Consider the following 17,144-nt stretch of genomic DNA (forward strand, 5'->3'; position numbering starts at 1 on the left):
TACAGGTCTGGATCAGGCGGCAGGGTGATCGCTCAGCCAGCCTTCCAGTAATAGGGCTGCGGCCAGGGCATCCACCGGGCGATCGCGATAGCCGCCGTGCTGGCCCTGGCGCAGACGCTCGCCTTTGGCTTCGAACGTGGTCAGGCGTTCGTCGTGAGTGTGCACCGGCAGGTTGAAGCGACCGTTGAGTCGGCGGGCGAACTTTTCCGCGCGGGCACTCATGTCGCTGGGCGTGCCGTCCATGTTCAGCGGCAGGCCGACGACCAGCGCATCGGGCTGCCATTCGCGCATCAGCGCCTCGATCTGTTGCCAGTCCGGCACGCCGTTCTGCGCCTTGAGTACGCAGAGTTCACGTGCTTGCCCGGTAATGACCTGGCCGACGGCGACGCCGATCTGCTTGGTGCCGTAGTCGAAGCCGAGCAGCAGTCGCGGCGCACTCATGCGTGGCCGACCTGGGTGCTGAGCAGGCGCAGGTCGACGCCGAGTGATGCTGCCGCGGCGTTCAGACGTTGGTCATAAGGTAGGTCGAACAGGATCTCGGTATCCGCGGGGCAGCTGAGCCAGGCATTGTCGGCCAGTTCGGCTTCCAGCTGTCCCGCTTCCCAACCGGCGTAACCTAGTGCCACGAAGTGCCGGGCAGGCCCCTGGCCGTCCGCAATGGCGAACAGGACATCCTGCGATGTGGACATGCCCAGCGGTCCGAGGGACAGGGTGGCCTGGAATTGCTGGTCGGGCGAATGCAGAACGAAGCCGCGATCGGTCTGCACCGGGCCGCCGGAGAATATCGGCAGGCTCTGGCAGAGTGGGGGGATCGGCTCGTCCGGGCGCAGCTGCTCCAGCACATCAGCCAGGCTCAGCCCGCTCGGGCGATTGACGATCAGGCCCATGGCGCCTTCTGCGCCGTGTTCGATCAGGTAGATCAGCGTCTGGGCAAAGTTCGGATCGGCCATCTGCGGCATGGCGATCAGGAAGTGATGCTTGAGGTAGCTGGGCGCGGTGCTTTTCATGCGCGTTAGCTTAAGCGTTGCACCGCGTTCCGGCTACAGGTGCGACGGTTCGCCCGGCTGCCGATTTCAGCGACTCGAAAGCCTGTCGCCGCGCTCGAAACGCCAGGTGCGGATGATCTCCACCTGGTCGAACTTCTGCGCCAGTTCGCCGGTGAAGGGCGCAAAAGGCGCTGCCAGTCGCACGATGCGCAGCGCGGCATCGTCCAGCACCGGCTTGCCGGAGGACTCGATCACGCGCAGCTCCTGGATGGTGCCGTCGCGGTTGATGGTCACCAGCATGCGCAGGCTGCCGTAGATCTGCTGGCGGCGTGCCTCGTCGGGATAGTTGAGGTTGCCGATGCGCTCGACCTTCTTGCGCCATTCGTCGCGGTACCAGGCGCTGATGTCGCGCATGGTGGCGGCACTGTTCTGCCGGCTGACCCTGGGTCGCTTGGCGTAGCGTTCGACATCCTGCGCCAGCTCGGCTTCGAGGCTGGCGATCTCTGCGCTCAACTGTGAACTGTCGAATGCCGGGGCCGATTGCGGCTCGGGCTGCGGTGGCGTCTGTTGCTTGACGTCGGCCTTTTCGCGCTGCGGGCTGCGAGTGGTGACGACGGTCTTCGCCGGTTCCGGCCGGGTACTGCGAGGCGGTGCTGCCGGCGGGGTGACCTTGCGGACCTCGGTATCCTGGAACTGCGCTTGCTCGGTGGTTTTCGGCGAGGCCTTGTGCTCCAGCGTGCCGCTGCCCTGCTGATTGTCCTGGGCGAGGAAGTCGGCTTCCTTGGGCTTCTCCTCGCTTTTGAAAGTCGACAGGGTGATTTCCAGCGTCTTGCTGATCTGCTTCGGCTCGGAGAGGGTAAAGCCAAGCCCGAGAATCAAGGCTAGATGCAATGCGGTAGCCAGAAAAAGCGTGAAGCCGAGCCTGTCCGCCGGGCGGACTCGGGTGGTTTCAGGCACGGGATGGCGGATAGCGGCGTTCATCGCAGGTCGGGTCGGCTCGAAGTGCCGCGCAGTCTGCCGGCTTTGAGCTTGGAGTCGCAAGCTCCAAGCTCAAAGCTGTTAGCTGGTTCAACCTTGCAGCTTCGCCGCAATCGCGTCCATGAGCCGTTCGCCGATGCGGGTATCGAAAGCATTGTCGATTTCGCGGATGCAGGTCGGGCTGGTGATGTTGATTTCGGTGAGGTAGTCGCCGATCACATCCAGGCCGACGAACAGCAAGCCGCGCTTGCGTAGTTCCGGGCCGACGATCGCTGCAATCTCGCGGTCGCGATCCGACAGCGGCTGTGCCACGCCGCGACCACCCGCGGCCAGATTGCCGCGGGTCTCGCCAGTGGCGGGGATTCGCGCCAGGCAATAGGGGATCGGCTCGCCATCGATCATCAGGATGCGCTTGTCGCCGTCCTTGATCGCGGGAATGTATCGCTGCGCCATGATTTGGCGGCTGCCATGCTCGGTCAGAACCTCGAGAATAACCGACAGATTCGGGTCGCCCTCGCGATGACGAAAGATCGATGCACCGCCCATCTCGTCGAGGGGTTTGAGAATGATGTCACGGTGCTCGCGGGCGAACTCGCGGAGAATGTCCGCGCGCCGACTGACCAGTGTCGGTGGGGTGCATTGTGGAAACTGGGTGGCGAAGAACTTCTCGTTGCAGTCGCGCAGGCTCTGCGGTCGATTGACCACCAGCGTTCCGGCCTTTTCCGCCAGTTCCAGCAGATAGGTTGCGTAGACATACTCGCTGTTGAAAGGCGGGTCCTTGCGCATGAGGATCACGTCCAGATCAGTCAGGGCCGCATCGACCTCCCCATCCTTCTCGAACCAATGTTGTGGGTCGTTGAATACCCGCAGCGGGCACATGCGCGCCCGGGCCTGATTGCCGAGCTGATATAGGTCGCGCTGCTCCATGTAGAACAGTGTCCAGCCTCGCGCCTGGGCAGCCAGCAGCATGGCCAGCGAGCTGTCCTTCTTGAAGGCGATCTGCGCGATAGGGTCCATGATGATCCCGACGCGAACGGTCATGGGGTGTTCTCCGGCAATGGGCGGCGAAGCGCCGCCAGTGGCTCAAAATGTCGCTGCAGATTGGCTGTGGTTGTGCACTGGGTCAAGGAAAATCCGGATGCTTTTCCGGTTGATAGCGTGTGCATGAGGAGTGTGCTAAAAAGGTCCGGCGATTGGGTGCAGCCCATCGGTGGCAGGGCCTCCGGCGCACTGACATAACGATAAACTACGACTCACCGAGGCGATGGTAGGGCGAAATGGAACAGCACTCCGAGGGCTTGAAGGTCATGGTGATCGACGATTCGAAAACGATTCGTCGCACTGCTGAAACCCTGCTGAAGAAGGTAGGTTGCGATGTCATCACCGCTGTGGACGGTTTCGATGCGCTCGCCAAGATTGCGGATACTCATCCCCGCATCATCTTTGTCGATATTATGATGCCCAGGCTGGACGGTTATCAGACCTGTGCGTTGATCAAGAACAACAGTTCCTTCAAGTCGACGCCGGTGATCATGCTGTCTTCCAAAGATGGCCTGTTCGACAAGGCCAAAGGGCGTATTGTCGGATCCGATCAATACCTCACCAAGCCGTTCAGCAAAGAAGAGCTGCTCGGTGCGATCAAGGCGCATGTCCCTGATTTCGCACCGGTGGAGCAAGCATCCTGAAGTTCGGCATTGTTTGCCGCTGAAGCCTTCCTATGGAGAAATCATGGCTCGCGTTCTGATTGTTGATGATTCGCCGACCGAAATGTACAAGCTCACCGCCATGCTGGAGAAGAATGGCCATGTGGTGCTTAAAGCAGAAAATGGTGCTGACGGCGTCGCGCTGGCGCGCCAGGAAAAGCCGGATGCCGTGCTGATGGATATCGTCATGCCTGGGCTGAATGGTTTTCAGGCGACGCGCCAGCTGACCAAAGATTCTGAAACCAGTCACATTCCGGTGATCATCGTCACCACCAAGGATCAGGAAACCGATAAGGTCTGGGGCAAACGCCAAGGCGCCAAGGATTACCTGACCAAGCCGGTGGACGAAGCCACATTGCTGAAGACCCTGAATGCCGTTCTGGCGGGCTGACGCCGCGGTAGCCAACACTCGGACAAAGGGACGTGGCCAGCATGCCTGACATGCAATCGCCGTTTCAGCAGTTGCTGGAGCTAGATAAACGTTGCCGCACGTACGCGGCAGGCCTGCCTTCTCAGCAGGAAGCCGTGCAAACCTGGGGAGGGATCGGCTTTCGGATGGGGGGGCGCTTGTTCGTCGCTCCAATGGGGGAGGTTGGCGAAATCCTGCATGAGCCGCGCTATACGTTGCTTCCCGGCGTCAAGAGTTGGGTAAAGGGCGTGTCGAACGTGCGCGGCAGATTGTTGCCTGTGATGGACCTTTGTGGGTATTTCGGGCTTGAGCTTTCGGCACTGCGCAAGCAGCGCAGGGTGCTGGTGGTGGATCACCAGGAAGTGTTCGCCGGACTGACTGTCGATGAAGTCTTCGGCATGCAGCATTTCGCGGTGGAAACCTTCTCGGAGGAGTTGCCTCCGATCGAGGCATCGATTCAGCCATTCATTCATGGTGTGTTCCAGCGCGAGCAGCCCTGGCTGGTCTTCAGCCCGCACGCATTGGCTACGCATCAGGCGTTTCTGGACGTCGCGTTTTAGTTGTAGGTGGGTCGACCAAGGTCGGCCTTTTGGTTCTTGGATGGAAACGACGGGGGTCCAGGCGGGGGCCGGATAATGATCAAAATGAATGCTAATGCTTTGTTGAGCGGGGTGCGCAGCAATACGCTGACCACCGGTTTGTTTATCGTGCTGATCGTATCGATCGTGCTGCTGTTCGCGAACTTCGCGTACGTCAACACTCAGGCCGATCACGATAACGAATACATCGCTCACGCAGGAGAGCTGCGCGTACTGTCCCAGCAGATCGCCAAGGATGCCGTGGAAGCGGCGACCGGCACGCAGGAGGCGTTCGCGTCTCTGAAGCAGGCCCGGAACGAGTTCAACCAGCGCTGGGCCTATCTCTCGCAAGGAAACGAGAACATCGGTCTGCCGGCGGTTCCCGAATCGTTGCGCGATGAAGTCAACGCGGTGGAGCAGGACTGGAACACGCTGCGTCGCGATACCGACGCCATCCTGGCCAGTGAGCAGACTGTCCTGTCGCTCCACCAGGTAGCCAGCACCCTCGCCGAAACCATTCCTCAGCTCCAGGTCGAGTACGAGGAGGTCGTCGACATCCTGCTGGAAAGTGGTGCGCCAGCAGCTCAGGTTTCGGTTGCCCAGCGCCAGTCGCTGCTGGCCGAGCGTATCCTCGGTTCGGTGAACAAGGTGCTGTCCGGTGACCAGGACTCGGTACAGGCGGCCGATATGTTCGGTCGTGATGCCAGTCTGTTCGGTCGAGTCCTGAATGCGATGATCGAAGGCAACGTCGCCATGGGCATCACTGCGGTGGCCGACGAAGAGGCGCTGGATCGTCTCTCGGAGATCGCTGAGCTCTTCCAGTTCGTATCCGGATCGGTGGACGAAATTCTCGAAACGTCGCCTGAACTGTTCCAGGTGCGCGAGTCGGCGAACAGCATCTTCGAGGTTTCGCAGACCCTGCTCGACAAGACCTCCGCGCTGTCGCAAGGCCTGCAGAGCCGCGCCGATGCCCGTTATCTCAACACCATCCTCGGTTACGTGCTGGGCGCCATTGCGCTGGCCTCGATCATCCTGATTGGTCTGGTAATGGTTCAGGAAGCACGCCGCCGCCTGAGCGAAACCGCTGAGAAGAACGAGCGTAACCAGGCTGCGATTCTGCGACTGCTCGATGAAATCGGCGACCTCGCAGACGGTGACCTTACGGTGGCCGCGACCGTTACCGAAGACTTCACCGGTGCGATTGCCGACTCGATCAACTACTCCATCGACCAGCTGCGCGAACTGGTAGCCACCATCAACCAGACCGCTGTTCAGGTATCGGGCGCTGCGCAGGAAACCCAGGCGACTGCAATGCACCTCGCCGAGGCCTCCGAACACCAGGCCCAGGAAATTGCCGGTGCTTCTGCTGCCATCAACGAAATGGCGGTTTCCATTGACCAGGTATCGGCCAACGCCGCGGAATCCTCGGCGGTAGCAGAACGTTCGGTAGCCATTGCCAACAAGGGCAACGAGGTGGTGCACAACACCATCACCGGCATGGACAACATTCGCGAGCAGATCCAGGATACGTCCAAGCGGATCAAGCGTCTCGGTGAGTCGTCCCAGGAGATCGGTGACATCGTCAGCCTGATTAACGACATTGCCGACCAGACCAACATCCTTGCACTCAACGCGGCGATCCAGGCATCCATGGCGGGCGACGCAGGCCGCGGCTTCGCCGTGGTAGCGGACGAAGTACAGCGCCTGGCTGAACGCTCTTCCGCGGCGACCAAGCAGATCGAGGCACTGGTAAAGACCATTCAGACCGACACCAACGAGGCGGTCATCTCGATGGAACAGACCACTTCCGAAGTGGTGCGCGGTGCGCGTCTGGCGCAGGACGCCGGTGTGGCACTGGAAGAGATCGAGAAGGTATCGAAGACGCTTGCGGCGCTGATCCAGAACATCTCCAACGCGGCACGCCAGCAGGCTTCTTCGGCCGGCCACATCTCCAACACCATGAACGTGATCCAGGAGATCACCTCGCAGACCTCGTCGGGTACAACCGCTACGGCCAAGAGCATCGGTAATTTGGCCAAGATGGCCAACGAGATGCGCCATTCCGTTTCCGGCTTTACCCTGCCGGATGCTCCGGATCAGGCCTGACTTGAGCAGTGCGGCAGTCATCTGATGGCTGCCGCCGATGATCATGAGCGAGGGGCAGGGCATGCAGCCGAGGTTTGACTGGGCATTGGAGCCCTTGGCCGATATGTCGCCGGCGGAATTCCATGACTGGCAGACGCTCCTCGAAGAGCGCTCCGGCATGGTCGTCAGCGAACGCAGGCGCAGCTTCCTGCAGACCAATCTGAGCGCTCGCATGCGCGAGGTCGGTGCTCCCGACTATGCCAGCTACTATCGGCAGGTCACCTCCGGCCCCCGTGGTGCTGTCGAGTGGTCGACTCTCATGGACAGGCTGACCGTTCAGGAAACACGTTTCTTCCGTCATCCCGCTTCTTTTGATCTGCTCGAAACCTACTTGCGCCAGCGTCTGGAGCAGGAGTCGATCAAGCGACCCCTGGCGCTGTGGAGCGTTGGTTGCGCAAGTGGTGAAGAGACGTACTCGCTAGCCATGGCCACCGCCGAGGCGCTGGCGGGACGCGAATTCGACGGCAGCTTCGGGGTCACCGGTACGGATATCAGTCTGAGCGCGCTGGCCAAGTCCCGAACAGCGGTCTACAGCGCGCGCAAGCTGGAGCAGGTCGAACCGGCGTTGCGTGAGCGTTATTTCCTGTCGCTATCCGATGATCGTTTTCAAGTGATTCCCGGCCTGGCCGCACGTGTGTGCTTTGCAAGGCTCAATGTGCTGGAACTGGCGAACTCGCCCGTTTCCAGCATGGACGTTATTTTCTGTCAGAACCTGCTGATCTATTTCCGCCGCTGGCGTCGCCGAGAAATCCTCAATCGCCTGGCAGATTGCCTGGCTCCGGGGGGATTGTTGGTGATCGGTGTAGGTGAAGTGGTCGGTTGGCAGCATCCGGGCTTGCTTCCGGTGGCCAACGATCAGGTTCTGGCTTTTACCCGGAAAAGTTTATGAGCGGAGTCGCTATGGGTGATCGGCACGATTATGTCGCCCTGGAGTGGGTGAAAGGCGAGATTGCCGAGACGCTTAAGCAGGCGCGTCAGGCTCTGGAGGCGTTCGTCGAGAACCCACAGGACTCGACCCGGATGCGCTTTTGCCTGACCTATGTGCATCAGGTCCACGGCACTCTGCAGATGGTGGAGTTCTTCGGCGCAGCATTGCTCGCCGAGGAAATGGAGCAGCTGGCGCGGGCCCTGCTCGACGAGCGGGTGGCCAATCAGGGCGAGGCGCTCGAGGTGATGATGCAGGCCATCCTGCAGCTGCCTGCCTATCTGGACCGCATTCAGAGTGCGCGCCGCGACCTGCCGATGGTGGTGCTGCCGCTGCTTAACGACCTGCGCGCCGCTCGCGGTGAAAAGCTGCTTTCTGAAACCAGCCTATTTTCACCCGACCTATCCGGACGCACGCCGGCGCTTTCCCAGGAGTCGGTCGAGCGTCTGCGTACCAACGAGCTGCCGGCCCTGCTGCGCAAGCTGCGCCAGATGCTGCAGGTTGCGCTGGTTGGGGTGATTCGCAACCAGGACCTACCGACCAATCTCGGCTACATGGCGCGGGTATTCGCCCGACTGGAAATGCTCTGCAAGGATGCGCCACTGGCGGCGCTATGGCAGATCGCCTCGGGCATGGTCGAAGGCCTGGCCAGTGGCGGCGTGAGCAACGGCACCTCCGTCCGCACCTTGTTGCGACAGGTAGACAAGCAGCTCAAGCGGTTGGTCGAGGAAGGCGCTGATGGCCTAAATCAGGCGGCGCCCGATGAGCTGATCAAGAACCTGCTCTTCTACGTCGCCAAGGCGCCGGGGCAGACGCCCCGTATCCAGGCGTTAAAGCAGCTTTACCGCCTCGACGAAGCGCTGCCAGACAGCGCCGTGGTCGATCAGGAGCGTGCTCAGCTGGCTGGCCCCGACCGTGGCGCGATGCGCTCGGTGGTCGCTGCCCTTTGTGAAGAGCTGGTGCGGGTTAAGGACAGCCTGGACCTGTTCGTGCGCAGCGATCGCAAGGTCATTGCCGAGCTGTCCAGCCTCGAGGTCCCGCTCAAGCAGATCGCCGATACCTTGGCAGTGCTCGGCTTCGCTCAACCGCGCAAGATCATTCTCGATCAGATCGTCCTCGTCCAGTCCGTAGCGCAGGGGCAGCAGGCGCCCGACGACGCCATCCTGATGGATATCGCCGGTGCGTTGCTCTATGTCGAGGCCACGCTGGCCGGCATGGTCGGCGGTCCCGCGGAGGAGCGCAGCGAAGCAAGCCACCTGCCGACCACCGATGTTGCCCAGATTCACCAGTTAGTCATTCGCGAAGCGCGTAACGGGCTGGAGCAGGCCAAGGATGCAATCATCGAATTCATTGCCTCGCAATGGAACCACGAGCATCTGGCCCGGGTGCCGGATCTGCTCACTCAGGTTCGCGGCGGTCTGGCGATGATTCCCCTGGAGCGTGCTGCGGCCCTGCTGCAAGCCTGCAATGGCTACATCCAGGATCAGCTTCTGGCGCGACAGGCTGTGCCGGACTGGCAGAGCCTGGATACCCTGGCTGACGCGATCACCAGCGTCGAGTATTACCTCGAGCGACTGTCCGAGGATTGCGGCACCCAGGGCGATCTGATTCTGGATGTGGCCGAAGAAAGCCTGCAGAACCTCGGCTACTCGCTGGGACATGCAAATGCACCGATGAAGGTCGCGGCGCTCGAGAACGAATTCGCCGATCCGCTGGACGAGATCGAAGTGCTGCCTGAGGAGCCGGACGCAAGTCTGGAAGCGTTCGACTCCGTTGCGGTCGACCAGGAAGAATCTCCGGCACCGATGGACCCTGATTTCTTAAGCGAGGCGCAAGCGCCACTCGAGAGCCGTGATGCGGAGATCGCGGCGGAGGCCGAGGAAAGCGAGTGGACGCTGGAAGACCTGTCCGGCGATGAAGAAATCATTTTCAACCTGCCAGAAGAGATGCCGGCGCCCGAAACGCCTCCAGACTCACTTGAAGATGAGTCGGACCTGGGCGAGTGGAGCGATGCGCAGGTCGCCGAGCTCGATCTTCCGGAAGTGAGCCTGCCAGATTATTCCGAACCTGAAAGCCTGCAGGTGGAAGTCGAGCCTGTACTCAGCCTTGAGGAAGTCATGGCGGCGCCGGTCGCAGCCATCAACCCGCCTGCTCAGGATGTACCGCCTAGCCTCCTGCCACCTCCTGCCGACGAAGAAGCGGTCGACGAGGACCTGCTGGAAGTCTTCATCGAGGAAGCGGCAGAAGTTCTGGAGGCGATTGGCGAGCAGTTGCCACTCTGGCTTGCCGACAGTGACAACAAGGATGCCCTGGGCGAAGTGCGACGTGCATTCCACACGCTCAAGGGCAGTGGGCGGATGGTGCGTGCACTGGTCATCGGCGAGTTGGCGTGGTCCATCGAGAATCTGCTCAATCGTGTTCTCGATCGCAGCATCCAGCCGACCGACGCGGTGAGGCAGGTCGTTAACGATGTCGTTGCACTCATGCCAGCCCTCGTCGATGAGTTCGCGGCCAAGGCCCAGCGCCAGCGTGATGACGTCGATCACCTTGCGGCAGCAGCGCATGCCCTGGCCAAGGGGCAGTCAGTGGTACTTTCGCAGCCTGCCGAGACGCCTGCTGCGATTGCGGACGAGCCTGCCCCGTCCGCGGCGCCGCAAGACGATGACGACGCACTGGACCCCCAGTTGCTGGAAATTTTTCGCAACGAAGCCGAATCGCATCTGACCACGCTGGTCAGTTTTCTCGCCGATTGCGCCCAGCGCCTGCCGCAGCCGGTGACCGATGCACTGCAACGTGCCTTGCACACGCTCAAGGGCAGTGCGCACATGGCCGGCATCCTGCCGGTGGCGGAAATCGCAACGCCCCTGGAGAAGATGGTCAAGGAATTCAAGACCAACCTGATCCAGATGGATCTGGCCGAAGCCGAGCTGCTGCATGAGGCCGAGCTGTTGTTACGCCAGGGGCTGGCCAATCTCGATCACGAACCGTTGGCGCCGATAGAAGGCGCCCCGGGTTTCCTGGCCAAGGTGCACGCCCTGCATCAGGCCAGACTGGTCGAAGCCGGCGCCCGCCAGCATAACGATGCTGGTGAGGCCCGCGATCCGAGCGTGATCGCGCTGTTCCTCTCTGAAGGCATGGACATCCTGCTGGATGCCGAAGATTTGCTGCGCAGCTGGCGCGAGCATCCTGCCGAGCGTCAGGAACTCTCCGCTCTGCTGCAGGAGCTGACCACGCTCGGACAGGGCGCGAAGATGGCCGACCTGCCGCAGATGGAGGCGTTGTGCCAGGTGCTGCTGCGTTTGTACGCGGTGGTTGAGGAGGGGCGACTGGCTGTTAGCGAGCGCTTCTTCGACGACGTCGAGCAGGGCCATGAAGCGCTGGTCGGCATGATGGATCAGGTAGCTGCCGCGCTGCAGGTGAGTGAGCAGTCGGAGTTGGTGGCGCGGCTCGAAGCACTGCTCGCCGAAGCCATTGATCCATTGGTTCTGGAGCAGCCGGGCGACCCCGTGCCGGTTGCTGCTCCTGGCGAGGTTTCGCTGACAGAATTGCCCGCCGAAGCCGAAGCCGAAGCCGAAGCCGAAGCCGAAGCCGAAGCCTGGCCCGAAGAACAAGCCCCGCAAGACGAGGCGCAGGACGATCTCGATCACGAAATGGTTGAGATCTTTCTCGACGAAGCCGTCGACCTGATGGAAAGCGCCGGCCATGCGCTGGATCGCTGGCTCGCTGATCCAGCGAACCAGATGGCGCTCTCGGCTCTGCTGCGCGACCTTCACACGCTCAAGGGCGGCGCCCGGATGGCAGCAATCTGTCCGATCGGCGACCTGGCCCATGAGCTGGAGTCGCTTTACGAGGGGCTCTCCGACGGTCGCTACGTCCATTCCGCCCCGCTTGCAGCGCTGTTGCAGCGTAGCCACGATCATCTGGCGCTGCAGCTCGAGCAGCTGCAGCGTGAGACGCCGATGAGCAGTGCTGATGCACTCATCGAGTCGATGAAAGCCTTCCGTCAGGGGGCTCTGCCGGCATTCGACGGCGTTGATGCTACTGATACCTCACTACCCGAGGTCGAGGCGGATACGGATGCTGACCTGATCCGACCGGAGAACGATCCTGCGCAATCGCTGGATGAGCCGCTGAGCGCCGATGCGTTTGATTTGCCGCTGCCCGATGTCGATGAGACTTCTGCCGAGGCGGATGAAGGCGACAACGAAACTGCAGCGGACGATAGACGCGCTTCGGATATCCCGTTCAGCGAAGAGTTGGATGAGATCGACCTCAGCCTTCCCGAGCTGGATGAGGTGCCGGAAGCGTTCGAAGCTGTGCCGGCCGCCGAGGAGCACGACACGGTCGAGCGCGATCCCGAATTAGTGGAGATCTTCCTCGAGGAGGGTTTCGACCTCATCGAGAGCGCTGCGGGTGGTTTGCAACGCTGGATGGCGGATGTCGACAACAGCTTCGAACTTGAGGCATTGCAGCGCGATCTGCATACCCTCAAGGGCGGGGCCCGGATGGCTGATATCCGTGAAATCGGTGATCTCTCCCACGAGCTCGAGTTTCTTTACGAAGGCCTGTGCGCCGGTAGCTACCGGGCCAGTCCGGAATTGTTCGGCCTTCTGCAGGCCTGCCAGGACCGCCTGGCGGAAATGCTCGAGGCGGTGCGGGCCCATCAACCGGTGCCATCGGGCGATGCGCTGATCGAGACGATTCGCCACTTTCGCAACAACCCCGATGAGCAACTGAGCATTCCCAGCAGCGTGTCGCTGAAGGCCGCTCAGGAAGATGCGCAGCAGTCTGCCGAAGCCGAAATTCTCGACATCTTTGTCGAGGAAGCTGACGACCTGCTGGAGGAAATGGAATCAGCGCTCGGTCGCTGGGATGCCGGCCGTGAGGATGCCGCTCCGTTGGCTGACATGCTCCGTGTGCTGCACACGCTGAAAGGCGGTGCGCGGCTGGCTGGGCAGACCGCACTGGGCAACATGGCCCACGATCTGGAGCAGCGGTTGAGCGAGGCGCAGCAGCAGGGCGCCCCCTGGCCGGATAGCCTGTTTCTCGATGTGCAGCACGGCTACGACGCGCTGCTGAAGGATGTCGAGTTGCTTCGGGCGGGCCTGGCGAGCGACGGAGGCTACGCTTCGCAACCTGAGTCGCCGGAGCTCGAGCCAGAGTTGCCGCGCGAGCCGGTGGCTCTGGAACAACCGATCGTCGCGGCCAGTACCTTGCCGAAGCCGAGTACCAGCCCGGCTAAGGTGCTGCCATTCATTCGACGCGCACAGCTGGCCGCTCAGGAAGCCGCTGCGCGGCGGGCACCGCAGGAGCTGGTCAAGGTTCCCGCAGAACTGCTGGAGGGTCTGGTCAACCTGGCGGGCGAAACATCGATCTTCCGCGGTCGAGTCGAGCAGCAGGTCAGCGACGTCGGCTTCACCCTTGGCGAGATGGAAGCGACCATCGAGCGGGTGCGCGACCAGCTGCGCCGATTGGATACCGAAACCCAGGCGCAGATTCTCAGCCGTTACCAGGCTGAAGCCGAGCGCGCCGGCTATGACGATTTCGACCCGCTGGAAATGGACCGCCATTCGCAGCTGCAACAGCTTTCGCGTGCACTGTTCGAGTCAGCGTCTGACTTGCTCGATCTGAAGGAAACGCTGGCTGCGCGTAATCGCGACGCTGAAACGCTGCTGCTGCAGCAGGCTCGGGTCAATACCGAGCTACAGGAAGGCCTCATGCGCACCCGCATGGTTCCTTTCGAGCGCCTGGTGCCGCGCCTGCGCAGAATCGTGCGGCAGGTCGCTGGCGAGCTCGGCAAACAGGTGGAGTTCATGGTCGGCAATGCCACCGGTGAGATGGACCGCAGCGTGCTCGAGCGAATCGTCGCGCCGCTGGAGCACATGCTGCGCAACGCCGTGGACCATGGCATCGAGCCGGTCGAGCGTCGTCGCGCTGCCGGCAAGCCCGAGCAGGGTGTGATACGCCTGGATCTGGCACGTGAGGGCGGCGATATCGTGCTGACGCTGGCCGACGACGGCGGTGGCATCAATCTGGACGCGGTGCGGCGCAAGGCGATCGAGCGCGGGCTGATGTCCGCCGATAGCGACCTGTCCGAGCATGAAATCCTGCAGTTCATCCTCGAAGCCGGGTTCTCCACCGCGGAGCGCGTCACGCAGATCTCCGGACGCGGCGTGGGCATGGACGTGGTGCACTCGGAAGTGAAGCAGCTCGGCGGGTCGATGAGCATCGAGTCGACGCTCGGTCAGGGCACGCGCTTCCTGATTCGCCTGCCGTTCACAGTGTCGGTGAACCGCGCGCTGATGGTTTATTCCGGTGAGGATCTGTATGCGATCCCGCTGAATACCATCGAAGGTATCGTGCGTGTCTCGCCATACGAGCTGGAAGCTTATTACCAGCCGGATGCGCCGCGCTTCGAATATGCCGGTCAGGCTTACGAGCTGCGTTATCTTGGCGATCTCTTGAACAACGGCCAGAAGCCCAAGCTGGTGGGGCAGAGTCTGCCGCTGCCGGTGATCCTGGTGCGCTCGAAAGAGCACAGCGTTGCGGTACAGGTCGACAGCCTCGCCGGTTCTCGTGAAATCGTGGTGAAGAGCCTTGGGCTGCAGTTCGCCGGCGTACATGGCATTTCCGGCGCGACCATCCTCGGCGATGGCCGGGTCGTGGTGATTCTGGACCTGCTGGCGACCATCCGTGTGCTCCATGCGCACCAGCTCATTCAGCTGCAACAGCCGCGCCTTATCGATCAGGTGCAGGAGCCGGTCGAGGTCGAAACCGAACGGCCGACGCTGGTCATGGTGGTTGACGATTCGGTCACCGTGCGCAAGGTCACCAGTCGTCTGCTGGAGCGCAATGGCATGAACGTTCTGACCGCCAAGGACGGGGTGGATGCCATCACTCAGCTGCAGGAGCGCAAGCCGGACATCATGCTGCTGGATATCGAGATGCCGCGCATGGACGGCTTCGAGGTGGCCACGCTGGTTCGCCACGACGAGCGTTTGAAGGATCTGCCGATCATCATGATCACCTCGCGTACCGGCGAGAAGCACCGTGATCGCGCGCTGACCATCGGCGTCAACGAATACCTTGGCAAGCCCTATCAGGAATCGGTGTTGCTCGAGGCCATTCAGCGCTTGGTCCACGCCGATGTCTGACGTTCTCTGCGCCCGCATTGCGGTACTCGCCGACACCTCTCTGCAGCGTCACGTGCTGCAGCAGGCTTTGACCGGCAGTGGCTATCAGGTGGTATTGAACAATGACCCGGCGCGCCTCGAGCCGGCAGACCTGGATAGTACCGAGGCCGATCTCTGGCTGGTTGATCTGGCGCAGACCGAAGATTCGCCTCTTGTGGATGCGTTGCTTGAGCGCGACACCACGCGAGTGCTGTTCGGTGAGGGGCATGCGCCGGAGCGGCATTCGGAGTTCTACCCACGTTGGGAGCGCAGCCTGTTCAGCAAGCTGAAGCGCCTGATCGGTGACCCATCACGGGCAGTGGGGCCGCGTCTGGACGTACTGCAGGGTGAAGGACAACGCCCCGAGCGCCTGACGCTACCGCCGCTGCTGGCTGATAGCGCGCTGCATGCCGGTGAAGCGGCGACCCAGGTATGGCTGCTGGCGGCTTCGCTCGGTGGGCCGGAAGCCGTGAAGGCCTTCCTGGACGCGCTGCCTGGCGGCCTGCCAGTCGGTTTCATCTATGCCCAGCATATCGAAGCCAGCTTCGAGTCCGCGTTGTCCCAGGCCGTTGGCCGACATAGTCAGTGGCAAGTTCAACAGGTGCGCCCTGGCCAGCCGGTGCGCTGCGGAGAAGTGATCATCGCGCCGATCGGAGAGGAACTCGGGTTCGAGTCCGATGGCAGCACCCGCCTGAACGGTCGTTGCTGGCCTGAACCGTATAGCCCGTCGATCGACCAGATGATGCTGAATCTGGCCCAGCAGTTCGGCCAGCGTTGCGGTGTCATTGCCTTCAGTGGCATGGGCAGCGACGGCAGTGCGGCGGCCGCATATGTGCTGCGTCAGGGTGGCAGGGTCTGGACGCAGCGCGCCGACTCCTGCGCCTGCTCAAGTATGCCGGACAATCTTCGCGAAGGTGGCTACAGCTCCTACAGCGGTGACCCTCGCGAGCTGGCGCAAGCCTTGGTCAATCATCTGGTCAGCCAGGTCGGTACGCCCGCCACGTCTTTTCAACGGGATAACTCATGAGTCAAATGGTCGTTTCTCCGGAGGCGGAAAGCCTCACCGGGCTGCTGATGCCGCTCGCCGATCGCGTATTGCTGGTGCCCAACGTGGCCGTCGCCGAGCTGATTCCCTATCGCGCTCCGCAAGCGGTGCAGGGCATGCCTGCATGGTTTCTCGGGCAGGTGCAGTGGCGTGACCTGAGCCTACCACTGCTGTCGTTCGAGGCCGCGTCCAGCGGCCAGGCACAACCGGTTGGCAGTTCGGCGCGGGTTGCCGTGCTCAACGCGGTTGGTGGGCGCGACCACGTCAAGTTCATCGCGCTGCTGGTGCAGGGCATCCCGCACTCGATCAAGGTCGACGCCAGCCTCGCGCGCGCGGATGTCACGCTTGCCGCGCTCGAACTGGATGCGGTCAACCTTGGCGACGTGCAGCCGCGAATCCCCGATCTGATCGGTCTGGAGCAGAAGCTCGCCGATGCTGGCCTGATCTGATCGAGGCCGCCACCCGGTACGTCGTCAGAAATCGCCCCAGAGCTGCTGTGCCACGCTCAGCGCCACCACCGGAGCGGTCTCGGTGCGCAGCACTCGCGGGCCGAGTTGAGCAGGCTGAAACCCTTGATTGGCTGCTTGTTCGACTTCGCTCTCGCTCAAGCCTCCTTCCGGACCGATCAGGAAAGCCAGTGTCTGCGGTCTGGCATGGCTCGTCAGCGGCGCGGCCACTGGATGCAGCACGAGCTTCAAGTCTGCCTCGACAGGCAACCAGTCACGCAGGCTGATCGGCGGGTGGATGACCGGCAGCACCGACCGGCCGCATTGCTCGCAGGCGCTGATCGCGATCTGCCGCCAATGGGCCAGACGTTTGTCGGCACGCTCATCGTTGAGGCGCACTTCGCAACGCTCGCTGACGATGGGCGTGATCTGCGTTACGCCTAGCTCGGTGGCCTTCTGAATGGCCCAATCCATCCGTTCGCCGCGGGAAAGACCCTGCCCGAGGTGGATCTGTAGAGGTGACTCTGGCATCCCCGTCAGGCGTTCGTGCAGTTCGACGGTGACGGACTTCTTGCCGACTTCCAGCAGTTCGCCGCGAAATTCACTGCCGCTACCATCGAACAGCTGAACCGCGCTGCCGGCCGAAAGCCGCAGCACCCTGCTGATGTAGTGGGCCGATGCGTCAGGCAGTGGGTGCTGGCCAAGGGAAAGGGGGGCGTCGATGAAAAAACGGGATAGGCGCATGGAGGCAGCTGCA

Annotated in this window: 13 protein-coding genes; 8 read left to right on the forward strand and 5 right to left on the reverse strand. The window is 62.1% G+C overall.

Going from position 1 to position 17,144, the window contains the following annotated elements; genetic code table 11:
- Positions 1-12: 12 nt before the first annotated feature.
- The 4 genes from ruvX to gshB all read right to left on the reverse strand — a co-directional run bounded on the left by ruvX (position 13) and on the right by gshB (position 3,005).
- Entirely contained in the window at positions 13-441 is a 429-nt protein-coding gene (gene ruvX, locus RT582_RS02870) for a Holliday junction resolvase RuvX (RefSeq protein ID WP_003297208.1), read from the reverse strand.
- On the reverse strand, positions 438-1,007 hold the full coding sequence (locus tag RT582_RS02875; RefSeq protein ID WP_044315557.1) for a YqgE/AlgH family protein: 570 nt from the start codon (positions 1,005-1,007) through the stop codon (positions 438-440). The genes ruvX and RT582_RS02875 overlap by 4 nt, the downstream gene beginning before the upstream one ends.
- A 66-nt stretch (positions 1,008-1,073) precedes the next feature.
- The gene (locus RT582_RS02880; protein ID WP_312727368.1) at positions 1,074-1,967 is read right to left on the reverse strand and encodes an energy transducer TonB; all 894 of its coding nucleotides are present in this window, start codon (positions 1,965-1,967) and stop codon (positions 1,074-1,076) included.
- An 87-nt stretch (positions 1,968-2,054) separates the two neighbouring features.
- Positions 2,055-3,005, reverse strand: a complete 951-nt coding sequence (gshB, locus tag RT582_RS02885; protein WP_278379056.1) for a glutathione synthase — start codon at positions 3,003-3,005, stop codon at positions 2,055-2,057.
- Positions 3,006-3,241: 236 nt separating this feature from the next.
- On the opposite strand from gshB, the gene pilG reads away from it, so the two are divergent.
- From pilG to RT582_RS02925, 8 genes are all read left to right on the forward strand, one after another.
- Complete coding sequence (gene pilG, locus RT582_RS02890) at positions 3,242-3,649, forward strand: twitching motility response regulator PilG (RefSeq protein WP_003282729.1); 408 nt, start codon at positions 3,242-3,244, stop codon at positions 3,647-3,649.
- Between the two features lie 43 nt (positions 3,650-3,692).
- A complete protein-coding gene (gene pilH / locus RT582_RS02895; RefSeq protein WP_003303135.1) occupies positions 3,693-4,058 on the forward strand; it encodes a twitching motility response regulator PilH in 366 nt (121 codons plus the stop codon).
- Between the two features lie 41 nt (positions 4,059-4,099).
- Entirely contained in the window at positions 4,100-4,636 is a 537-nt protein-coding gene (locus RT582_RS02900) for a chemotaxis protein CheW (protein ID WP_278379057.1), read from the forward strand.
- A gap of 75 nt (positions 4,637-4,711) precedes the next feature.
- A complete protein-coding gene (locus RT582_RS02905) occupies positions 4,712-6,760 on the forward strand; it encodes a methyl-accepting chemotaxis protein (RefSeq protein ID WP_234174510.1) in 2,049 nt (682 codons plus the stop codon).
- Between the two features lie 61 nt (positions 6,761-6,821).
- Positions 6,822-7,688 carry a CheR family methyltransferase gene (locus RT582_RS02910; RefSeq protein ID WP_031298039.1) on the forward strand — a complete coding sequence of 289 codons (867 nt, stop codon included), beginning with the start codon at positions 6,822-6,824 and terminating at the stop codon, positions 7,686-7,688.
- An 11-nt stretch (positions 7,689-7,699) separates the two neighbouring features.
- A complete protein-coding gene (locus tag RT582_RS02915; protein ID WP_313476537.1) occupies positions 7,700-14,878 on the forward strand; it encodes an Hpt domain-containing protein in 7,179 nt (2,392 codons plus the stop codon).
- Positions 14,871-15,923 carry a chemotaxis protein CheB gene (locus RT582_RS02920; RefSeq protein ID WP_023446065.1) on the forward strand — a complete coding sequence of 351 codons (1,053 nt, stop codon included), beginning with the start codon at positions 14,871-14,873 and terminating at the stop codon, positions 15,921-15,923. Before RT582_RS02915 ends, RT582_RS02920 begins: the two co-directional genes overlap by 8 nt.
- Positions 15,920-16,390, forward strand: coding sequence for a chemotaxis protein CheW (locus tag RT582_RS02925; RefSeq protein ID WP_042927207.1), 471 nt, complete (start codon positions 15,920-15,922; stop codon positions 16,388-16,390). Before RT582_RS02920 ends, RT582_RS02925 begins: the two co-directional genes overlap by 4 nt.
- Before the next feature lie 24 nt (positions 16,391-16,414).
- Here RT582_RS02925 and RT582_RS02930 read toward each other — a convergent pair whose 3' ends face one another.
- Positions 16,415-17,131 (reverse strand): 16S rRNA (uracil(1498)-N(3))-methyltransferase, encoded by a 717-nt coding sequence (locus RT582_RS02930; RefSeq protein WP_278400685.1) that lies wholly within the window; start codon positions 17,129-17,131, stop codon positions 16,415-16,417.
- Between the last annotated feature and the right edge of the window lie 13 nt (positions 17,132-17,144).

Origin of the sequence: Stutzerimonas kunmingensis (assembly GCF_032106285.1) — a bacterium.
GTDB lineage: Bacteria > Pseudomonadota > Gammaproteobacteria > Pseudomonadales > Pseudomonadaceae > Stutzerimonas > Stutzerimonas kunmingensis_B.